15 protein-coding genes and 1 pseudogene are annotated in these 17,150 nt (G+C 68.9%); 6 read left to right on the forward strand and 10 right to left on the reverse strand.

The window, feature by feature from the left end; translation table 11 throughout:
• The 3 genes from AOK17_RS51960 to AOK17_RS05195 form a co-directional block, all read right to left on the reverse strand.
• On the reverse strand, positions 1-176 hold a 176-nt coding region (locus AOK17_RS51960; protein ID WP_245697018.1), incomplete at its 3' end, for a DUF6113 family protein.
• Between the two features lie 40 nt (positions 177-216).
• Positions 217-1,113 carry an N-acetyl-1-D-myo-inositol-2-amino-2-deoxy-alpha-D-glucopyranoside deacetylase gene (gene mshB, locus AOK17_RS05190; RefSeq protein ID WP_055611105.1) on the reverse strand — a complete coding sequence of 299 codons (897 nt, stop codon included), beginning with the start codon at positions 1,111-1,113 and terminating at the stop codon, positions 217-219.
• 46 nt (positions 1,114-1,159) lie between these two features.
• Positions 1,160-1,354 carry a hypothetical protein gene (locus tag AOK17_RS05195; protein WP_055611106.1) on the reverse strand — a complete coding sequence of 65 codons (195 nt, stop codon included), beginning with the start codon at positions 1,352-1,354 and terminating at the stop codon, positions 1,160-1,162.
• Positions 1,355-1,530: 176 nt separating this feature from the next.
• Here AOK17_RS05195 and AOK17_RS05200 point away from each other — a divergent pair, with 176 nt between their 5' ends.
• Positions 1,531-3,648: a S9 family peptidase gene (locus AOK17_RS05200; protein WP_055611107.1), complete on the forward strand. Its 2,118-nt coding sequence runs from the start codon at positions 1,531-1,533 to the stop codon at positions 3,646-3,648.
• A gap of 163 nt (positions 3,649-3,811) precedes the next feature.
• Here AOK17_RS05200 and AOK17_RS05205 read toward each other — a convergent pair whose 3' ends face one another.
• The 5 genes from AOK17_RS05205 to AOK17_RS05225 are packed head-to-tail and all read right to left on the reverse strand — an operon-like array spanning position 3,812 to position 9,527.
• Positions 3,812-4,924, reverse strand: a complete 1,113-nt coding sequence (locus AOK17_RS05205; RefSeq protein ID WP_055611108.1) for an ABC transporter ATP-binding protein — start codon at positions 4,922-4,924, stop codon at positions 3,812-3,814.
• The gene (locus AOK17_RS05210; protein WP_055611117.1) at positions 4,917-5,900 is read right to left on the reverse strand and encodes an ABC transporter ATP-binding protein; all 984 of its coding nucleotides are present in this window, start codon (positions 5,898-5,900) and stop codon (positions 4,917-4,919) included. The genes AOK17_RS05205 and AOK17_RS05210 overlap by 8 nt, the downstream gene beginning before the upstream one ends.
• A gap of 5 nt (positions 5,901-5,905) precedes the next feature.
• The gene (locus tag AOK17_RS05215; protein WP_055611109.1) at positions 5,906-6,919 is read right to left on the reverse strand and encodes an ABC transporter permease; all 1,014 of its coding nucleotides are present in this window, start codon (positions 6,917-6,919) and stop codon (positions 5,906-5,908) included.
• A complete protein-coding gene (locus AOK17_RS05220; protein WP_055611110.1) occupies positions 6,912-7,835 on the reverse strand; it encodes an ABC transporter permease in 924 nt (307 codons plus the stop codon). The genes AOK17_RS05215 and AOK17_RS05220 overlap by 8 nt, the downstream gene beginning before the upstream one ends.
• Positions 7,836-7,889: 54 nt before the next feature.
• On the reverse strand, positions 7,890-9,527 hold the full coding sequence (locus AOK17_RS05225; RefSeq protein WP_055611111.1) for a peptide ABC transporter substrate-binding protein: 1,638 nt from the start codon (positions 9,525-9,527) through the stop codon (positions 7,890-7,892).
• A gap of 406 nt (positions 9,528-9,933) precedes the next feature.
• On the opposite strand from AOK17_RS05225, the gene AOK17_RS05230 reads away from it, so the two are divergent.
• The 5 genes from AOK17_RS05230 to AOK17_RS05250 all read left to right on the forward strand — a co-directional run bounded on the left by AOK17_RS05230 (position 9,934) and on the right by AOK17_RS05250 (position 16,010).
• Positions 9,934-10,929 carry an ABC transporter permease gene (locus tag AOK17_RS05230; RefSeq protein WP_425424591.1) on the forward strand — a complete coding sequence of 332 codons (996 nt, stop codon included), beginning with the start codon at positions 9,934-9,936 and terminating at the stop codon, positions 10,927-10,929.
• A 145-nt stretch (positions 10,930-11,074) separates the two neighbouring features.
• Positions 11,075-12,859 (forward strand): ABC transporter substrate-binding protein, encoded by a 1,785-nt coding sequence (locus AOK17_RS05235; RefSeq protein ID WP_055611113.1) that lies wholly within the window; start codon positions 11,075-11,077, stop codon positions 12,857-12,859.
• A 36-nt stretch (positions 12,860-12,895) separates the two neighbouring features.
• The gene (locus AOK17_RS05240; RefSeq protein WP_055611114.1) at positions 12,896-13,879 is read left to right on the forward strand and encodes an ABC transporter permease; all 984 of its coding nucleotides are present in this window, start codon (positions 12,896-12,898) and stop codon (positions 13,877-13,879) included.
• 18 nt (positions 13,880-13,897) lie between these two features.
• Positions 13,898-14,926 carry an ABC transporter ATP-binding protein gene (locus tag AOK17_RS05245; RefSeq protein ID WP_055611115.1) on the forward strand — a complete coding sequence of 343 codons (1,029 nt, stop codon included), beginning with the start codon at positions 13,898-13,900 and terminating at the stop codon, positions 14,924-14,926.
• A gap of 58 nt (positions 14,927-14,984) precedes the next feature.
• A complete protein-coding gene (locus tag AOK17_RS05250) occupies positions 14,985-16,010 on the forward strand; it encodes an ABC transporter ATP-binding protein (RefSeq protein ID WP_055611116.1) in 1,026 nt (341 codons plus the stop codon).
• Positions 16,011-16,079: 69 nt separating this feature from the next.
• Here the strand turns inward: AOK17_RS05250 and AOK17_RS05255 are convergent, their stop codons facing one another.
• Positions 16,080-16,622, reverse strand: coding sequence for a GNAT family N-acetyltransferase (locus AOK17_RS05255; RefSeq protein ID WP_425424592.1), 543 nt, complete (start codon positions 16,620-16,622; stop codon positions 16,080-16,082).
• Positions 16,602-16,961, reverse strand: a pseudogene (locus tag AOK17_RS51530) (VOC family protein); the annotation flags it as partial. The pseudogene AOK17_RS51530 and the gene AOK17_RS05255, both read right to left, overlap by 21 nt.
• Positions 16,962-17,150 lie beyond the last annotated feature (189 nt).

Consider the following 17,150-nt stretch of genomic DNA (forward strand, 5'->3'; position numbering starts at 1 on the left):
GCCAGCGCGAGCAGCAGTCCGCCCGGGAACAGGCCCGACTGGACCAGTCCGCCGGCCGCCCCGACCACGGCACCCAGCACGAAGAGCCCCAGGTGGACGAGGATCCGTCCGGCCGAGGGCGCTCGCAGGGGCTCGGCGAGCATGCTGCCCGCACCCGGCCTGTTCGCCGTACTCATCAGCCACTCACTTCATTACGTGTCGGACATCCACGACGACTCATCGGACACCCTCATCCTTTTCGGCCGTCCCGGCGAACAGGTCCGTCTCCCGCGCCGGTCCTTCGCGCTCGCCACGCGCCAACTCGTAGTACTCCACGACGAACAGTGGCTGCGCGAGCTGGTTGGAGAGCGCGAACCAGGGCTCGACGACCTCGATCTGGGTGGCGTGCGCCCGCATCGCGGCGGCCTTGGCGGCGGCGAAGGGGGTGCCGTCGATCTCCGTGGTGATCAGGGAGTCGTCCACCACGCCAGGCACGTCGTCGACGGCGGCGGAGGCGGGGAACGGCAGTTCGTCGAGCACGTCCTTCAGGCGGGCGAAGCCCTCCTCGGCGACCGAACGCGGTACGCGGTTCCAGTAGATCTTTGCGATCGTCCACGGTTCGCCGAGCTCCGGACCGAAGCCGGACTCCGCGGCCAGGTCGGCGGCGCGCATGGCGACGCGGTGGGCCTGGATGTGGTCCGGGTGGCCGTAGCCGCCGTTCGTGTCGTAGGTCACGAGCACCTGGGGGCGCACCTCGCGGATCACGCGGACGAGATCCGTGGCCGCCTCGTCGACGTCCGCCTGCCAGAAGCAGCGCGGGTCGTCGTTGTCGGGCAGGCCCATCATCCCGGAGTCGTGGTGGCGGCCGGGGCCGCCGAGGGAGCGGAAGTCGCCGACCCCGAGCTCGCGCATCGCCGCGGCGAGCTCGGCCAGGCGGTGATCGCCGAGGGCCTCGCCCGACAGGTGGGCGAGGCCGGGCGGGATGACCTCGCCCCGCTGGCCAAGGGTGCAGGTCACGAGCGTGACGTGGGCGCCCTCGGCCGCGTACCTGGCCATGGTCGTGCCGTTGTTGATCGCCTCGTCGTCCGGGTGCGCGTGCACCAGGAGAAGACGCCGGGAGGGCAGTTCCGTCATGGACCCCACCCTACGAGGCGTGGGGCAGAACCCTACGAGGCGTGGGTCAGAACTTGATGTCTCCGATCATGCCCGCGATGTTCGTGGTCAGATCGTTGATCGTCGGTGCGATCGTCGAGCTGGCCAGGTAGAAGCCGAACAGGACACACACGATGGCGTGAGGCGCCTTCAGCCCTGATTTCTTGATCAGGATGAAGACGATGATCGCCAGCAGCACCACCGCCGAAATCGAGAGTGCCACGGCGGCTCACCTCCAAGGATCCCAGGGACGCGGGGGGTCGGATGATGGGGGCAGTAAATCCGTACAACGGCCAGCAGGTTGATACCCACGCAGCAGTAGTGATCATAACTATTCGTACGTGCGCATTGATCGGCGCACGGCCGCACAAGGGGGCGCATGGCCAATATGGTCGGAGCATGACGACCGAGCCTCTCTCCTTCCCGCGCCGGCAGGCGCGCACCCTGCGCTTCACGCTCGGCGCGCCCCGTGCTTTCACCGTGGCGCCCGACGGTTCCCGTGTCGCGTACCTGCGGTCCTCGTCCGGTACTGACCGGGCGAACCAGCTGTGGGTCCTCGACGTGGCGGACGGCGAGGAGCGGCCCGCCGCGGATCCGGGGGCACTGCTCGGAGGCTCCTCGGAGCGGCTGTCTGCGGCGGAGCGGGCCCGGCGCGAGCGCAGCCGCGAGGGCGGGGCTGGCATCGTCGGCTATGCCACCGACACGGCCGTGGAGCTGGCGTCCTTCGCCCTGTCGGGGCGGCTGTTCACCGCGGAGCTGCGGGCGGGCACGGCACGTGAACTGCGGGTTCCCGGGCCGGTGTTGGACCCCCGCCCGTCCCCCGACGGACGGCTCGTGGCGTACGTCTCCGGGGGCGCCCTCAGGGTCGTCGGCGCCGAGGGGGAGGACGACCGGGCGCTCGTGGAGCCGGAGTCCGACACGGTCACCTACGGTCTCGCCGAGTTCATCGCGGCCGAGGAGATGGGCCGTTCGCGTGGTTTCTGGTGGTCGCCGGAGTCGGACCGGCTGCTGGTCGCACGGGCCGACGACGCCCCCGTACGCCGCTGGTGGATCTCCGATCCGGCGCATCCCGAGCGGGATCCGCAGCAGGTCGCGTATCCGGCGGCCGGGACGGACAACGCGGAGGTGCGGCTCTTCGTGATCGGACTCCAAGGGGCGCGCACGGAGGTCGCATGGGACCGGGCGCGCTACCCCTACCTCGCGCGGGTGCACTGGTCGGCGGCCGGAGCACCACTGCTCCTCGTCCAGGCGCGCGACCAGAAGAGCCAGCTCTATCTGGCCGTCGACCCGGACACCGGGGCGACCCGGATGGTGCACGCGGACGAAGATCCACAATGGCTTGATCTTTTCCCCGGGCTGCCGAGCTGGAGCCCGAGCGGACAGCTTGTGCGGATCGCCGACGAGGGCGGGGCGCGCGTGCTCGCCGTGGGTGAACGCCCCCTGACAGGACCGCAGTTGCATGTGCGAGCGGTGCTGGACGTGTCGGACGACGACGTGCTGGTCTCCGCGTCGGCCGGCGAGGCGGCGGCCGTCCCGGAGACCGGTGAGGTGCACGTCTACCGGGTCAACGACCTCGGCGTGGAACGGATTTCGCAGGAACCCGGCGTCCATTCGGCGGTCCGCGCGGGCGGTGTGACCGTGCTCGTGTCGGCCGTGCCCGACCGGCCGGGCGCCCAGGTGCAGGTGCTGCGCGACGGCAAGTCCGCGGCGACCGTGACCTCGTACGCCGAACACCCCGGGCTGAGCCCGCGCGTGACGCTCACGGAGGCGGGCGAGCGCCGCGTGCCGTGCGCCGTTCTGTTCCCCACGGACTACACCGACGGTCCGCTGCCGGTGCTGATGGACCCGTACGGCGGACCGCACGGGCAGCGCGTGCTGGCCGCGCACAACGCGTATCTGACCCCTCAGTGGTTCGCCGACCAGGGGTTCGCCGTGATCGTCGCGGACGGGCGGGGCATGCCGGGCCGCTCGCCCGCCTGGGAGAAGTCGATCAAGGACGATCTCGCCGCGGTCGTCCTCGACGACCAGATCCACGCGCTCCGGGCGCTCGCCGAACGCTTCCCGCTGGACCTGGACCGGGTGGCCATCCGCGGCTGGTCGTTCGGCGGCTATCTCGCGGGGCTCGCGGTACTGCGCCGCCCGGACGTCTTCCACGCGGGTGTGGTGGGCGCGCCGGTGACGGACCAGCGGCTGTACGACACCCACTACACCGAGCGGTATCTGGGTGATCCGAACACGCGGCCGGAGGTGTACGCGGCGAACTCGCTGATCGACGACGACGGTCTGGTGGGGGCGGCCGAGCCGGCCCGGCCGATGATGATCGTGCACGGTCTCGCCGACGACAACGTGGTGGTCGCGCACTCGCTGCGGCTGTCCTCCGCGCTGCTGGCCGCGGGCCGCCCGCACGAGGTGCTGCCGCTGTCGGGGGTCACGCACATGACCCCTCAGGAGCAGGTCGCGGAGAATCTGCTGCTGCTCCAGGTGGACTTCCTGAAGCGGTCCCTGAACCTGCCGTAGCGAACCGGCCGCGGACATGCGACCGGCCGGGGAGACATGGCGCGCCCCGGCCGGTCTACGGCACCCGCACGGCCGTACGCTGTTCAGACTGACGCGTCCGTATATCGGTATCGGGTCGGCGAAGTTGCCTGCGTGTTAACGAAGTTGATGCGCATTTGTCATGCTATTTCACGTCGTCCGTGGGCTCGTCCTGGATCTTGTCCACGGGCTCGGCAGGGCTCTCCTTTTTGCTCTCCTCCTGCGGCTCCTCCGGTGGGACCACCTGTTTCTCCTCCGCGAAGTGGCACGCCGAGTCGTGGGCCGCGGGGCCGGCCGCCTCGTGCCGGAACTCCGCGGGCACCGCGAGCAGTGGGACCTCCAGGGCGCAGCGCTCCTTCGCCTTCCAGCAGCGGGTGCGGAAGCGGCAGCCGGAGGGGATGTTCGCCGGCGAGGGCACGTCGCCGAAGAGGATGATCCGCTCCCGGTGCTCGCGGGCCTCGGGATCCGGGACGGGCACGGCGGACAGCAGAGCCTGTGTATAGGGATGCGTCGGGTGGTCGTAGATCTCGGCGTCCCTGCCGATCTCCACGATCCGCCCGAGGTACATCACCCCGACCCGGTCGGAGATGTGCCGCACGATCGAGAGGTCGTGCGCGATGAACACGTACGACAGGTCGAACTCGGTCTGGAGCCGGTCCATCAGGTTGATGACCTGGGCCTGGACCGACACGTCGAGGGCGGAGACCGGCTCGTCCGCGACGATGATCTCGGGGCGCAGGGCCAGACCGCGCGCGATGCCGATGCGCTGGCGCTGGCCGCCGGAGAACTGGTGCGGATAGCGGTTGATGTACTCCGGGTTGAGCCCGACCACGTCCAGCAGGTCCTGGACCTTCCGGCGCCGGTCGCCCTTCGGCGCGACCTCGGGGTGGATCTCGTACGGCTCCCCGATGATGTCGCCGACGGTCATGCGCGGGTTGAGCGAGGTGTACGGGTCCTGGAAGACCATCTGGATGTTGCGGCGGACGGCCTTCAGGGCGCGACCGGAGAGCCTGGTGACGTCCTCGCCCTTGTACGCGATCTCGCCGGCCGTCGGCTTCTCCAGGTTGACCAGCATCTTGGCGACGGTGGACTTGCCGCAGCCGGACTCGCCGACGATGCCGAGGGTCTCGCCCGCGGCGAGTTCGAAGTCGACGCCGTCGACGGCCTTCACCGCGCCGATCTGTTTCCTGAAGACGATGCCCTGGGTGAGCGGGTAGTGCTTGACCAGGCCCCGCACCTGGAGGATCGGCTCAGCCATGGAGGCACTCCCTCCAGAAGTGGCAGGCGCTCACGCGGTCCGTGCCCGCCTCGGTCACCTCGTACAGCGGCGGTACGTCGGTCCGGCAGACGTCCTGGGCCAGGGGGCAGCGCGGGTTGAAGGCGCAGCCGGGCGGGATGTGCATGAGGTTCGGTGGCAGGCCCTTGATGGCGTACAGCTCCTTGCCCTTCTGGTCGAGCCGCGGGATCGACTCCAGGAGGCCCTTCGTGTAGGGGTGCGCGGGGGCCTTGTAGATGTCGTGGACCGGGGCCGACTCGACGATCCGGCCCGCGTACATCACGGCGATCCGGTCGGCGACGTCCGCGACCACGCCGAGGTCGTGGGTGATGAGGATGAGCCCCATGTTGAGCTCGCGCTGAAGCTCGGCGAGGAGGTCCATGACCTGGGCCTGGACGGTGACGTCGAGGGCGGTGGTGGGCTCGTCCGCGATGATCAGGTCCGGTTCGAGGGCCAGCGCCATGGCGATCATGATGCGCTGGCGCATTCCGCCGGAGAACTGGTGCGGGTAGTCTCCGACGCGGGCCGCCGCGGCCGGGATGCGCACCCGTTCCATCAGCTCGATCGCCTTGGCCTTGGCGGCCTTCCTGGACATGCCCTGGTGGACGGTGAACATCTCGCCGAGCTGGGCGCCGACGCTCAGCACCGGGTTCAGGGACGACAGCGCGTCCTGGAAGATCATCGCCATTTGGGCGCCACGGACCTTGCGCCGCTCCTCCTCCTTGAACTTCAGGAGGTCCTCGCCCTGGAAGAGGATCTCGCCCGCGGTGATCTTCCCGGGCGGGGTGTCGAGGATGCCCATGATCGCCTGGGCGGTCACGGACTTGCCGGAGCCGGACTCGCCGAGCACGGCGAGCGTCTCGCCCTCGTCGACGCTGTAGGAGACGCCGTTGACCGCCTTGGCCACCCCGTCCCTGGTCCTGAACTCCACGTGCAGATCGCGCACTTCGAGCAGCACGGCGGTCACCTCAGCTTCGGGTCGAGGGCGTCGCGCACCGCGTCGCCGAGCATGATGAACGCGAGGACGGTGACGGCGAGGGCCCCGGCCGGCCACAGGAGCGCGTGCGGCGCCGTGCGGATGTACTGGGACGCCGAGGAGATGTCGATGCCCCAGCTCACGGTGGGCGGCTTCAGCCCGACGCCGAGGTACGAGAGGGTCGCCTCCAGCGAGATGTACGTACCGAGCGCGATGGTCGCCACGACGATGACCGGGGCGATGGCGTTGGGCGTGATGTGCCGCAGCATCATCCGGGAGTTGGAGGCGCCGAGCGCCCGGGCCGCCTGGACGTAGTCGTTCTGCTTGGTGGTGATGACGGAGCCGCGGGCGATACGGGAGATCTGCGGCCAGCCCAGCAGCACCATGAACCCGATCACCGGCCAGACCGTGGAGCTGGTGACGACGGACAGCAGGACCAGACCGCCGAGGACGACGGGGATCGCGAAGAAGATGTCGGTGATCCGGGACAGGACGGCGTCCCCCGCCCCGCCGAAGAACCCGGCGAGCCCGCCGAGCACCGAGCCGAGGATGGCGACCCCGAGCGTGGCGCACACACCGACGGTGACGGAGACCCGGGCTCCGTACACCGTGCGGGTGTAGACGTCGCAGCCCTGGCCGTTGAAGCCGAAGGGGTGTCCGGGCTGGGAGCCCTCCTGGGCCTTGGCGAGGTCGCACTTGAGGGGGTTCTGGGTGGCGATCACCCCCGGCCACAGGGAGATGAAGAGCAGGAACAGGATGATGAGCGCCGAGATGATGAAGACGGGGTTGCGGCGCAGGTCGCGCCAGGCGTCGGACCAGAGGGAGCGCGGTTTCTCGGAGGGGCCCGTGCCGTCCGGTCCGCCCGGAGTCTTCTCCAGGGTCTCGCCTTCCGCCGTGGCCAGGTCCATGGTGCCGCCCATGCCCGTGGCGGCGATGGCACCGTCCTCCGGGGCACGCCCGCCGCCCGACAGGTGAGGTTCCCGCGGCATCGGTTCAGGCATAGCGGATCCTCGGGTCGAGTACGGCGTACAGGAGGTCGACCAGCAGGTTGGCCACCAGGAAGACGAGGACCAGGACGGTCACGAAGCCGACGACGGTCTGGGTGTTCTGGCGCAGGATGCCCTGGTAGAGCTGGAAGCCGACGCCGTGGATGTTGAAGATGCGCTCGGTGACGATCGCGCCGCCCATCAGCGCGCCGATGTCGGTGCCGATGAAGGTGACCACCGGGATCAGCGAGTTGCGCAGCAGATGCCGGGTGATGACCCGGTGCCTGGGCAGCCCCTTGGCGACGGCCGTACGAACGTAGTCGGCGCGCCGGTTCTCCGCGATGGAGGTGCGGGTCAGCCGGGTCACGTACGCGAGGGAGACGGACGCGAGCACCAGGCCCGGCACGATCAGCTCGTCGAAGGGGGCCTCCGGGGAGACGGACGGACTGATCCAGCCCCATTCGACGCCCAGCAGCAGCTGGAGCAGCAGACCGGTGACGAAGGTCGGCACGGAGATGACGACGAGGGTGGCCAGCAGGACGCCGGTGTCGACGGGACGGCCGCGGCGCAGTCCGGTGACGACGCCGAGTGCGATGCCGATGACGATCTCGAAGAGGATCGCCACGATCGTGAGCCGGATGGTGACCGGGAAGGCGCTCGCCATCAGCTCGGTGACCTCCTGACCGTTGAACGCGGTGCCGAAGTCGCCGGTGAAGACGTTGCCCATGTACGTCACGTATTGCTGCCACAGGGGCTTGTCGAGGCCGAACTCCTTACGGAGCTGGGTCGCCGTGGCGGGGTCGCACTGCCGGTCGCCGCACAGGCCCGCGATGGGGTCGCCCATCACGTTCACCATCAGGAAGATCAACAGGGTGGCGCCGAAGAAGACCGGGATCATCTGCAGCAGACGCCGGATCACATACCGTCCCATGAGGGCTCCGGAGGTAGGCGGGGGCACCCGTGTGTCGACGGGTGCCCCCGCGGCTCAGCTGACCTTGATCTCGTTGTAGACGGGGACGCTGAACTGGTTGAGCGCCACGTTGGAGACCCGCTCCGAGTAGCCGGCGCTGCCGTTCTGGTACCAGAGCGGGATGGCGCCCATGTCGTCCCGCAGGACCTCCTCGGCCTGCTGGAAGAGGTCGACGGCCTTGGCCTGGTCGGTCTCCGCGTTGGCCTCGTTGACGAGCTTGTCGAACTCGGCGTTGGTCCACTTGCCGTCGTTGGACGAGGCGTTGGTGTAGTACAGCGGCTGCAGGAAGTTCTGGATCAGCGGATAGTCCATCTGCCAGCCGGCCCGGAAGGGGCCCGACATCTTGGACTGGGTGATCTGGTTGCGGAAGTCGGCGAAGGTGCCGATCGGGTTGCCGACGCAGGCCTTGTCGTTGTCCAGCGCGTTGTTGACGGAGTTGCAGACGGCGTCCACCCACTCCTTGTGGGAGCCGGTGTCCGCGTTGTACGAGATCTTGACCTGGCCGCCGGGCAGCCCGCCGCCCTCCTCGATCAGCTTCTTGGCCTCGTCGGGGTCGTACTCGCAGGCGTCACCGCACAGCCCCTCCTTGAAACCGCCGGCCTCGCCGAGGACGGGCGAGGTCCAGTCGCTGGCGGGCGTGCGCGTCTTCTGGAAGATGGTCTCGGTGATCTGCTCGCGGTCGATGGCGCGGGACAGGCCCGTGCGGACCTTCTCCATGCCGGCCTTGTCCCAGGCCTTGTCGTAGAACGGGAAGGCGAGGGTCTGGATGATGCCGGCGGGCGTGTTGATGTACCGGTCGCCGAGGTCGCTCTTGGCGTTCTTGAGCTGGGAGGCGGGCACGTCGTCGACGAGGTCGAGGTTGCCGGCCATCAGGTCCGTGTAGGCGGTGTTGTTGTCGGTGTAGACCTTGAGGTCCACCCCGCCGTTCTGCGCCTTGTCCTCGCCCGGGTAGTCCACCCACTCGCGCATCTTCATCACCGAGCCCTTGGCGTACGAGTCGATGGTGTACGGGCCGTTGCCGACCGGCTTGCTCAGCCAGCCCGCGTGGTCGTCGAAGAACGACTGCGGCAGCGGGGAGAAGGCCGCGTAGCCCAGGGTGTCGGGGAAGGTCGAGAACTTCTGGTTGAGCTTGACCGTGAAGGTGTTGGGCCCGGTGACCTTGAGGCCGGAGAGGGTGTCGGCCGTCTGCTTGCTGCCGTCCTCCGGGTGCGTCTTGTCGTAGCCGTCGATGTACCCGAAGAAGTACGCGTTCTTCTGGTTGTTCTTGAGGCTGGCGCCGTAGTTCCAGGCGTCCACGAACGACTTGGCGTCGACGGCCTCGCCGTTGCTGAACTTCCAGCCGCTCTTGACGGTGACGGTGAAGTTCTGCGAGTCCGAGGTCTCGATCTTCTCGGCGAGCATGTCGTTCGCCTTGCCGGTCTTGGCGTCGTAGCGCTTCAGACCGCGGAACAGCATGTCGAGGACCTTGCCGCCCTGCACCTCGTTGGTGTTCGCCGGCTCCAGGGGGTTCTGCGGGTCACCCCACGAGGAGCTCACGATCCCGGAGCCGTCGCCGCCGCCGCTGTCGCCGCCCCCGTCGTCCCCGCAGGCCGTCGCGGCGAGAGCTACCGCCACCGCGCATGCGGCCCATCTGGCGTGCGTGGCTCCACGCATGGAGTGCCTCCTCTTCAGTGCGCTTCCAGTGCACGTTCCGTGCGCTGCGGCTCCGGCGCGGGAGCGCTGTGCCTTCAGCGCCCAATATCGGGGCATAAAGGACGTGACGCCCATTCATCCCACTCTTACGAGTGGGAACACCCTCCGAATGCACGTATGCCGAAACACGGCGAACCGCATATCGGACCTCGCTTTGGTCATGGCAGTACCAAGCCACGCCAAGCGGGCGGCCTGCCTCAGGTCAAACGGCAAAAGACCAGATCAAAGCCGTCAACGTTTCATTGACGCTGCCTGAATGGCGTTGAAATGGTCGCGCTAGCCCGTGGGTCGCATCCCGCAGACCCGCATGACAGTTCGGGCCAGGAGCACGATGACCTCGCCTACACCCTCTGCCACGACCGCACCCATGGTGGTGGCCGAAGACGCCGTACCCACGGCGCCGAAGACGCCGCCCCGAGGCGGTGACAGCCGCTCCCCCGGCCGGCTCGCCTGGCTGCGCTTCAAGCGCGACCGCACGGGTGTGGTCTCGGCCTATGTGGTGCTGGTCTTCTTCGTCGCCGGAGTCGGCGCCCCGCTGATCGCCAGGCTGTACGGCAAGGATCCGTACACGACCTACGGCCAGAACACGGCGGGTCTCCTCAACGACTTCGGTTTCCCCGTCCGGCCCAACGGCGGCATCAGCGGCGACTTCTGGTTCGGCGTCGAACCGCAGCTCGGGCGGGACGTCTTCACGCTGCTGCTCTACGGCATCCGCAACTCGCTGCTGATCGCCACGGTGACGACCCTGCTGGTCACCTTCCTGGGCATCGTCGTCGGGCTCACGGCCGGCTATCTCGGCGGCCGGACCGACTACCTGGTGGGCAGGGTCATCGACATCCTGCTGGCCTTCCCCTCCACGCTCTTCTTCATCGCCTTCTGGCCCGTGATGATCTCGATCCTCGTCTCGCCTGAGGACGCCACCCCCACCTGGCTCACGGTGGTCAGCCTGATCTCGGTGATGACCGCGTTCGGCTGGGCGCCCATCGCCCGGCTGCTGCGCGGCGAGGTACTGGCCCTGCGCGAGCGGGAGTTCGTGGAGGCGTCCAAGGTGACCGGTGCGTCGCCGGCCCGGATCATCTTCAAGGAGCTGCTGCCGAACCTGTGGACGCCGATCCTCATCCAGGCGACCCTCGCGCTGCCGATGTACGTCACCACGGAGGCCGCCCTCGCCTTCCTCGGCGTGGGGCTCAGTGATCCCACCCCCGACTGGGGCGTGATGATCCAGCGCGGGGCGCAGGTCTATCAGAACGACATCACGTACATGCTCTTCCCCGGCCTGACGATGGTGATCTTCGTGATCGCCTTCAACCTGCTCGGCGACTCCGTCCGGGACGCGCTGGATCCGAAGACCCGCCGCCGATAGCCGACGGCTCCGCCGGACAGGCCGGCTTCGACCTGCGGGTTCGTCGCGGCTCGTCGCGCCCACGCGGCGGAGCCGCACATCGACACAGCCCCGCGCCCCAAAACGACAGGGGCGCCCCCCTCTCCCTCATTCAGGCAGGACACGCATGTCTATTTCGCGCAGAAACTTCGTCATCGCCACCTCGGTCGCGGCAGGCGGCTCCATGGTTCTCTCGGCCTGCAGCAGCGGCGGAGGCGGTGGCGGCACGGGCGGCAGCGGCTCCACGAGCACCGCCAAGTACTCCGCGGTCAGCATCGGCACGGCGGACGACTCCAAGGGCCCCGCCCCCGAGGTCACCGGGGCGCGCAAGGGCGGGACGATCCACCCGATCGGGCCGGACGACTTCTCGCACCTCGACCCGCAGCGCATCTACTACTCGTGGAACTCCACGGTCGGCAACCTCTACATCCGCTGTCTGACCGGCTACAAGATCGCCTCCGGCGGCGCCATGAAGCTGGTAGGCGACCTCGCCACCGACACCGGCACCATGTCGGACGACGGCAAGACCTGGACCTTCACCCTGAAGGACGGGCTGAAGTGGGAGGACGGCAGCGAGCTCACCGTGGAGGACGTGCGCCACGGCATCGAGCGCGGCTTCGCGAGCTTCACCACCGAGGGGGCCACCTACCTCCAGTCCGCGCTGACCGGCACGAACGACTTCCGCTCGGTCTACAAGGGCCCGTACGGCGGCAAGCACCTCAGCTCGGTCGTCACGGACACCGCGAAGAAGACCATCACCTTCCATCTGAGGACGGCCCGCCCGGACCTCAACTGGACGCTGGCGATGCACTCCTACGGCGCCGTGCCCGTCAAGCACGACACCAAGGAGAAGTACGACAAGGACCCGGTCTCCTGCGGCCCGTACCGGATCAAGCAGCACTCGGTCGACAAGTCCCTGACGCTGGTGCGCAACACGCACTGGGACCCGGCGACGGACCCGATCCGCAACGCCTACCCGGACTCCTTCGTCTTCGAGTTCGGCCCGGAGGGGCTGCAGGCCACGGACCGGCTGATCGCCGACTCCGGGGGCGACGAGTTCGCGGTCATGGCGTACAGCGGGGTGCCGGCGGAGCGCATCCAGAAGGTGCTCGGCACGGCCGACCTGAAGGCCCGTACCGTCGACGGCCTGCTGACCGGCCTCTACTACTACGCCATCAACTGCAAGCGGATCACCGACGTGAAGGTGCGCCAGGCACTCAACTACGCCTGGCCGCTGGAGCAGATCCGCCGGATCTACGGCGGCCCGTCCGCGGGCGAGTACGCGACCACCGTCCTCTCCCCCGACATCGCGGGCCGCGTGAAGTTCGACATCTACGGCAAGCTGACCAAGCCGCAGGGCGACACGGCGAAGGCGAAGGCCCTGCTGAAGGAGGCCGGGAAGCTCGGCCAGAAGATCGTCTACACCTATCCGCAGGGCGCGAGCGACGCGTACGACAAGACCAAGGTCGTCATCGCCGCCGCTCTGAAGGAGGCCGGCTTCGACCCGGTCGTGAAGCCCGTCGAGTCGACCAGCTACTACGACCAGATCCAGCAGATAGACAACCAGTTCGACGTCATGTGGTTCGGCTGGTCCCCCGACTGGCCCACCGGCTACACCCTCCTCCAGCCTCTCTTCGACGGCACCACGATCGCCAACGGCGCCAACAACGTCTCCCAGCTGAACGTGCCCTGGGTGAACGCGGCCATCAAGAAGGACGCGGTCATCGCCGACCCGGCCAAGGCCAACGCCGCCTGGGCCGCGCTGGACCGGCAGATCATGGAGAAGGAGGCGCCGATCATCCCCGAGACCTACCAGCGTCGCTACTACCTGTACGGGGACAAGGTGGGCGGGGGCGAGTTCGACCCGCTGTTCTCGGCGTTCATCCTCTACAAGCTGTACGCCAAGGCCTGAGACCACCGGCAACCGCCACCAGGGAATCGCATCGCCATGTTCCGCTTCCTCGTCCGTAGGACGCTCGGCGCGCTGCTGATCCTGTTGATCATCAGCGCCCTCACGTTCGTGCTCTTCTACGTCGCCCCGCGGGACCCGGCCCGGGCCGCCTGCGGCAAGCTCTGTACGCCCCAGACGCTCGCGCTGGTCCGGCACAACCTCGGGATCTCCGACCCGCTGCCGGTCCAGTACTGGCACTGGCTCGTGGGCGTGTTCGCCGGCCGCGACTACACCGGGCTCGGGCACTGCCCGGCGCCCTGCCTCGGCTACTCGTTCACCAACCACGAGCCGGTGCTCGGCCTGATCACCGACCGCTTCCCGACGACGCTCTCCCTCTCCATCGGCAGCGCGGTGGTGTTCGTGGTCTTCGGCGTCGGTACGGGCATGATCGCGGCCGTCAAGCAGGGCAGGGCTCTGGACAAGATCGCGTCCTCCGCCTCGCTGGTCGGCTCGTCGCTGCAGATCTACATCGTGGGTGTGGTCGCGATGTACTACCTCTCCGACGAGTGGCATCTGCTTCCCCGGCCGCAGGACAGCGCGGGGTTCACCCAGGATCCGGGCGCCTGGTTCAAGGGGCTGCTGCTGCCGTGGCTGGTCCTCGCGCTGATCTTCACGGCCAACTACACGCGGATGACCCGCTCCCAGCTGGTGGAGAGCCTCAGCGAGGACTACGTACGCACGGCCCGCGCCAAGGGCCTGTCCCGCCGGACGGTCTTCTTCCGGTTCGCCTGGCGGGGCGCCATGGGCCCGATCGTCACGATCCTCGGCCTCGACATCGGCTATCTCCTCGGCGGCGCGATCATCACCGAGGAGACGTTCGGGCTGCACGGCATCGGCGCGCTGTCCATCAAGGCCGTACGGGACAACGACCTGCCACTGCTGCTCGGTGTCGTCCTCACCGCAGCCGCCGCGATCGTCGTCGCCAACATCGTCGTGGACGCCGTCTACGCCCTCATCGACCCGCGGATCCGGCTCGCCTAGGAGAGGACGACACCCCTCATGAACACGCCCTTCCTCTCCGTACGCGATCTGCGGGTCGCCTTCTCCACCGAGGACGGCCTCGTCAGGGCCGTCGACGGGCTCTCCTTCGACCTGGAGCAGGGCAGCACGCTCGGCATCGTGGGCGAGTCCGGCTCGGGCAAGTCCGTCACCAACCTGGCGATCCTCGGCCTGCACGACCGCGAACACACCGACGTGGACGGCGAGATCCTGCTCGACGGCAAGGACCTGCTGACCGCGACCGAGCGGGAGCTGGAGCGGCTGCGCGGCAACACCATGTCCATGATCTTCCAGGACGCGCTGGCCTCGCTCTCGCCCTTCCACACGGTCGGCAGACAGATCGGCGAGACGTACCGAAAACACACCGGGGCGTCCCGGCACGAGGCCCGGGCGCGGTCGGTCGAGATGCTCCGACGGGTCGGCATCCCGCAGCCCGACCTCCGGGTGGACGACTATCCGCACCAGTTCTCCGGCGGTATGCGCCAGCGCGCGATGATCGCCATGGCGTTGGTCTGCGACCCGGAGCTGCTGATCGCCGACGAACCGACCACGGCCCTGGACGTGACGGTCCAGGCCCAGATCATGGACCTCCTCAAGGACCTCCAGCAGGAGTTCGGCACGGCGATCGTCTTCGTCACCCACGACCTGGGCGTGATCGCCAACATCGCGGACGACGTGCTGGTGATGTACGGCGGACGCTGTGTGGAGCGGGGCACGCGGAACCAGGTGCTGCGGACACCCCAACACCCGTACACCTGGGGCCTGCTGGGTTCGATGCCGAGCCTCGACGGGCCGGTCGACGTGCCGCTGTCACCGATCCCCGGCCTGCCACCGTCGCTGCTCAATCCGCCCTCCGGCTGCCGCTTCCACCCGCGGTGCGCGTTCGCGGAGAAGGTCCACGGCGGGCGGTGCGCCACGGACAGCCCGCCGCTGGAGATCAACGGCGGCGGTCGCGGCACGGCCTGCCACCTCACCGCCGAACAGCGCCGGGAGTTCTTCGTCGACTACGCGACACCGCAGCCCAACTGACGCCCCAACCCTCCGACTTCACGCCCAACTGCCGTACGAGAGAAGGTATTTCACGATCATGAGCGGCACGGACCCCCTCCTGGACGTCACCGGGCTCACCAAGCACTTCCCGGTACGGGGCGGCTTCCCCGTCCGCCGTACGGTGGGCGCGGTGCAGGCCGTGGACGGGCTCGACCTCCGGGTCGCCGAGGGCGAGAGCCTGGGCCTGGTCGGCGAGTCCGGCTGCGGCAAGTCGACCACGGGCCGGCTCATCACCCGCCTCCTGGAACCGACCGCGGGGAAGATCACGTACGCGGGCCAGGACATCACGCACGCCTCGCGCAAGGAGCTGGCGCCGGTCCGCTCCGAGATCCAGATGATCTTCCAGGACCCGTACGCCTCGCTGAACCCAAGGCACACGGTCGGGAAGATCGTCTCCGGCCCCATGGAGATCAACGGCATCGACCCGAAGGGTGGCCGCGAGAGGCGCGCCCGCGAGCTGTTGGAGATCGTCGGGCTCAACCCGGAGCACTACAACCGCTTCCCGCACGAGTTCTCCGGCGGCCAGCGCCAACGGATCGGTGTGGCAAGGGCGTTGGCCCTGAGCCCGAGGCTGGTCGTGGCGGACGAGCCGGTGTCGGCCCTGGACGTGTCGATCCAGGCCCAGGTGGTGAACCTCCTCCAGACCCTGCAGAGGGACCTGGGCATCGCGTTCGTCTTCATCGCCCACGACCTGGCGATCGTCCGCCACTTCTCGCAGCGTGTCGCCGTGATGTACCTCGGCCGCATCGTCGAGACGGCCGACCGCGACGACCTCTACGAGAATCCGCGGCACCCGTACACACGGGCGCTCCTGTCCGCGGTCCCGGAGGCGACGGCATCGGACACCCCGCCCCGGACACGCATCCGCCTGACCGGGGACGTGCCCTCCCCACTCAACCCGCCGTCCGGCTGCCGCTTCCGCACACGCTGCTGGAAGGCGACGGAGAGGTGCGCGGCGGAGGCGCCTGCGCTGGTGCGGGTCGAGGGGAACGGGGTGGGGCATCTGACGGCTTGCCATTACCCGGAGGCGGGGCGAACCATGACCTCACAGGCGGCGGCCTGAAACGCTGCTCCCCTGGCGGGACTTGCGGGGGGGCTTGCGGACTCGCGGGGCTTGCAGAACCGGCCGGTCTCACGCGTCCAGGTCCAGCTCCCCCACGATCTGGTCACCGCTCATCTCTCCCGTACGGCGGAATCCGAGCCCCAGGTAGAACGGCTCGGGGCCGCCCTCGCCCTCCGCCCAGGTGACCGTCACCAGGCCGGTGCGGCCACGGCGGCGGATCTCGTCGCGGACGGCTTCCACCGCGAAGCGGCCGTATCCGCGCCGCTGCTTGCCGTCGGCGATGTTGAGGCGCCAGAGGCCGGAGCGGGGGCGGTCGTCGGGGTTCTCGGGGTCGAAGCGGATGTCGAAGAAGGCCATGACGAAGCCGACGAGTTCGTCGCCGTCGTAGACCAGGCGGGGCCAGGCGGTGTCGGGCCGTGGGTAGGCCTCGGCCAGGGACTGCGCGACCGGGGAGACGAAGCGTTCCTGGTCGGGGCGGACCTTGAGGGCGATCGCGGCCCCGACGTTGTCGGGGGTGACCTCTTCCAGGCGGAGCGGCTGCTGGTCGGTGGCGGGGCCGGGGTCCAACTCCCCGCGCTCCACGCAGAATTCGTTCCCCTCGGGGTCCTCCATGGTGACCCAGCCGCCGCCGTCGGGGCGGCGGAGGTCGTTCGTCACCCGGGCGCCGAGGGCGATCGCGCGGTCGACCTCCTCCTCGCGGGTGCGGCCCTTCGGCTTGAGGTCGAAGTGGATGCGGTTCTTGGCCGTCTTGCCTTCCGGGACGCGGACGAAGAGCAGCCTCGGGCCGCCGTCGGGGTCCGCGATCAGTGCCTCCGGGTCGCCGGGCTTGTCGTCGTCGGCCAGTGGCCGGCCGAGCAGCTCGCTCCAGAACAGCCCGAGGTCGTACGGGTCTCCCGTGCAGTCGAAGGTGATGCTGTGAATCCCCGGCTCCAATTGCCTCTCCCGACTCAACGGTCTCCTCCCGACCTGATTTTCGCCCCCGCCGCCCCTACCCTTCCCGTCCCTGGGGGCTGCCGCCCCCAGACCCCCGCATCGGCCTGAACGGCCTCGTCCTCAAACGCCGGACGGGCTGAGATGTGCCTGGACTGGGCTAAAGAGGTTCGGCCCTGCCGCGCAATCTTTCAGCCTCTCCGGCGTTTG

Origin of the sequence: Streptomyces phaeochromogenes (genome assembly GCF_001418655.1) — a bacterium.
Taxonomy (GTDB): domain Bacteria; phylum Actinomycetota; class Actinomycetes; order Streptomycetales; family Streptomycetaceae; genus Streptomyces; species Streptomyces phaeochromogenes.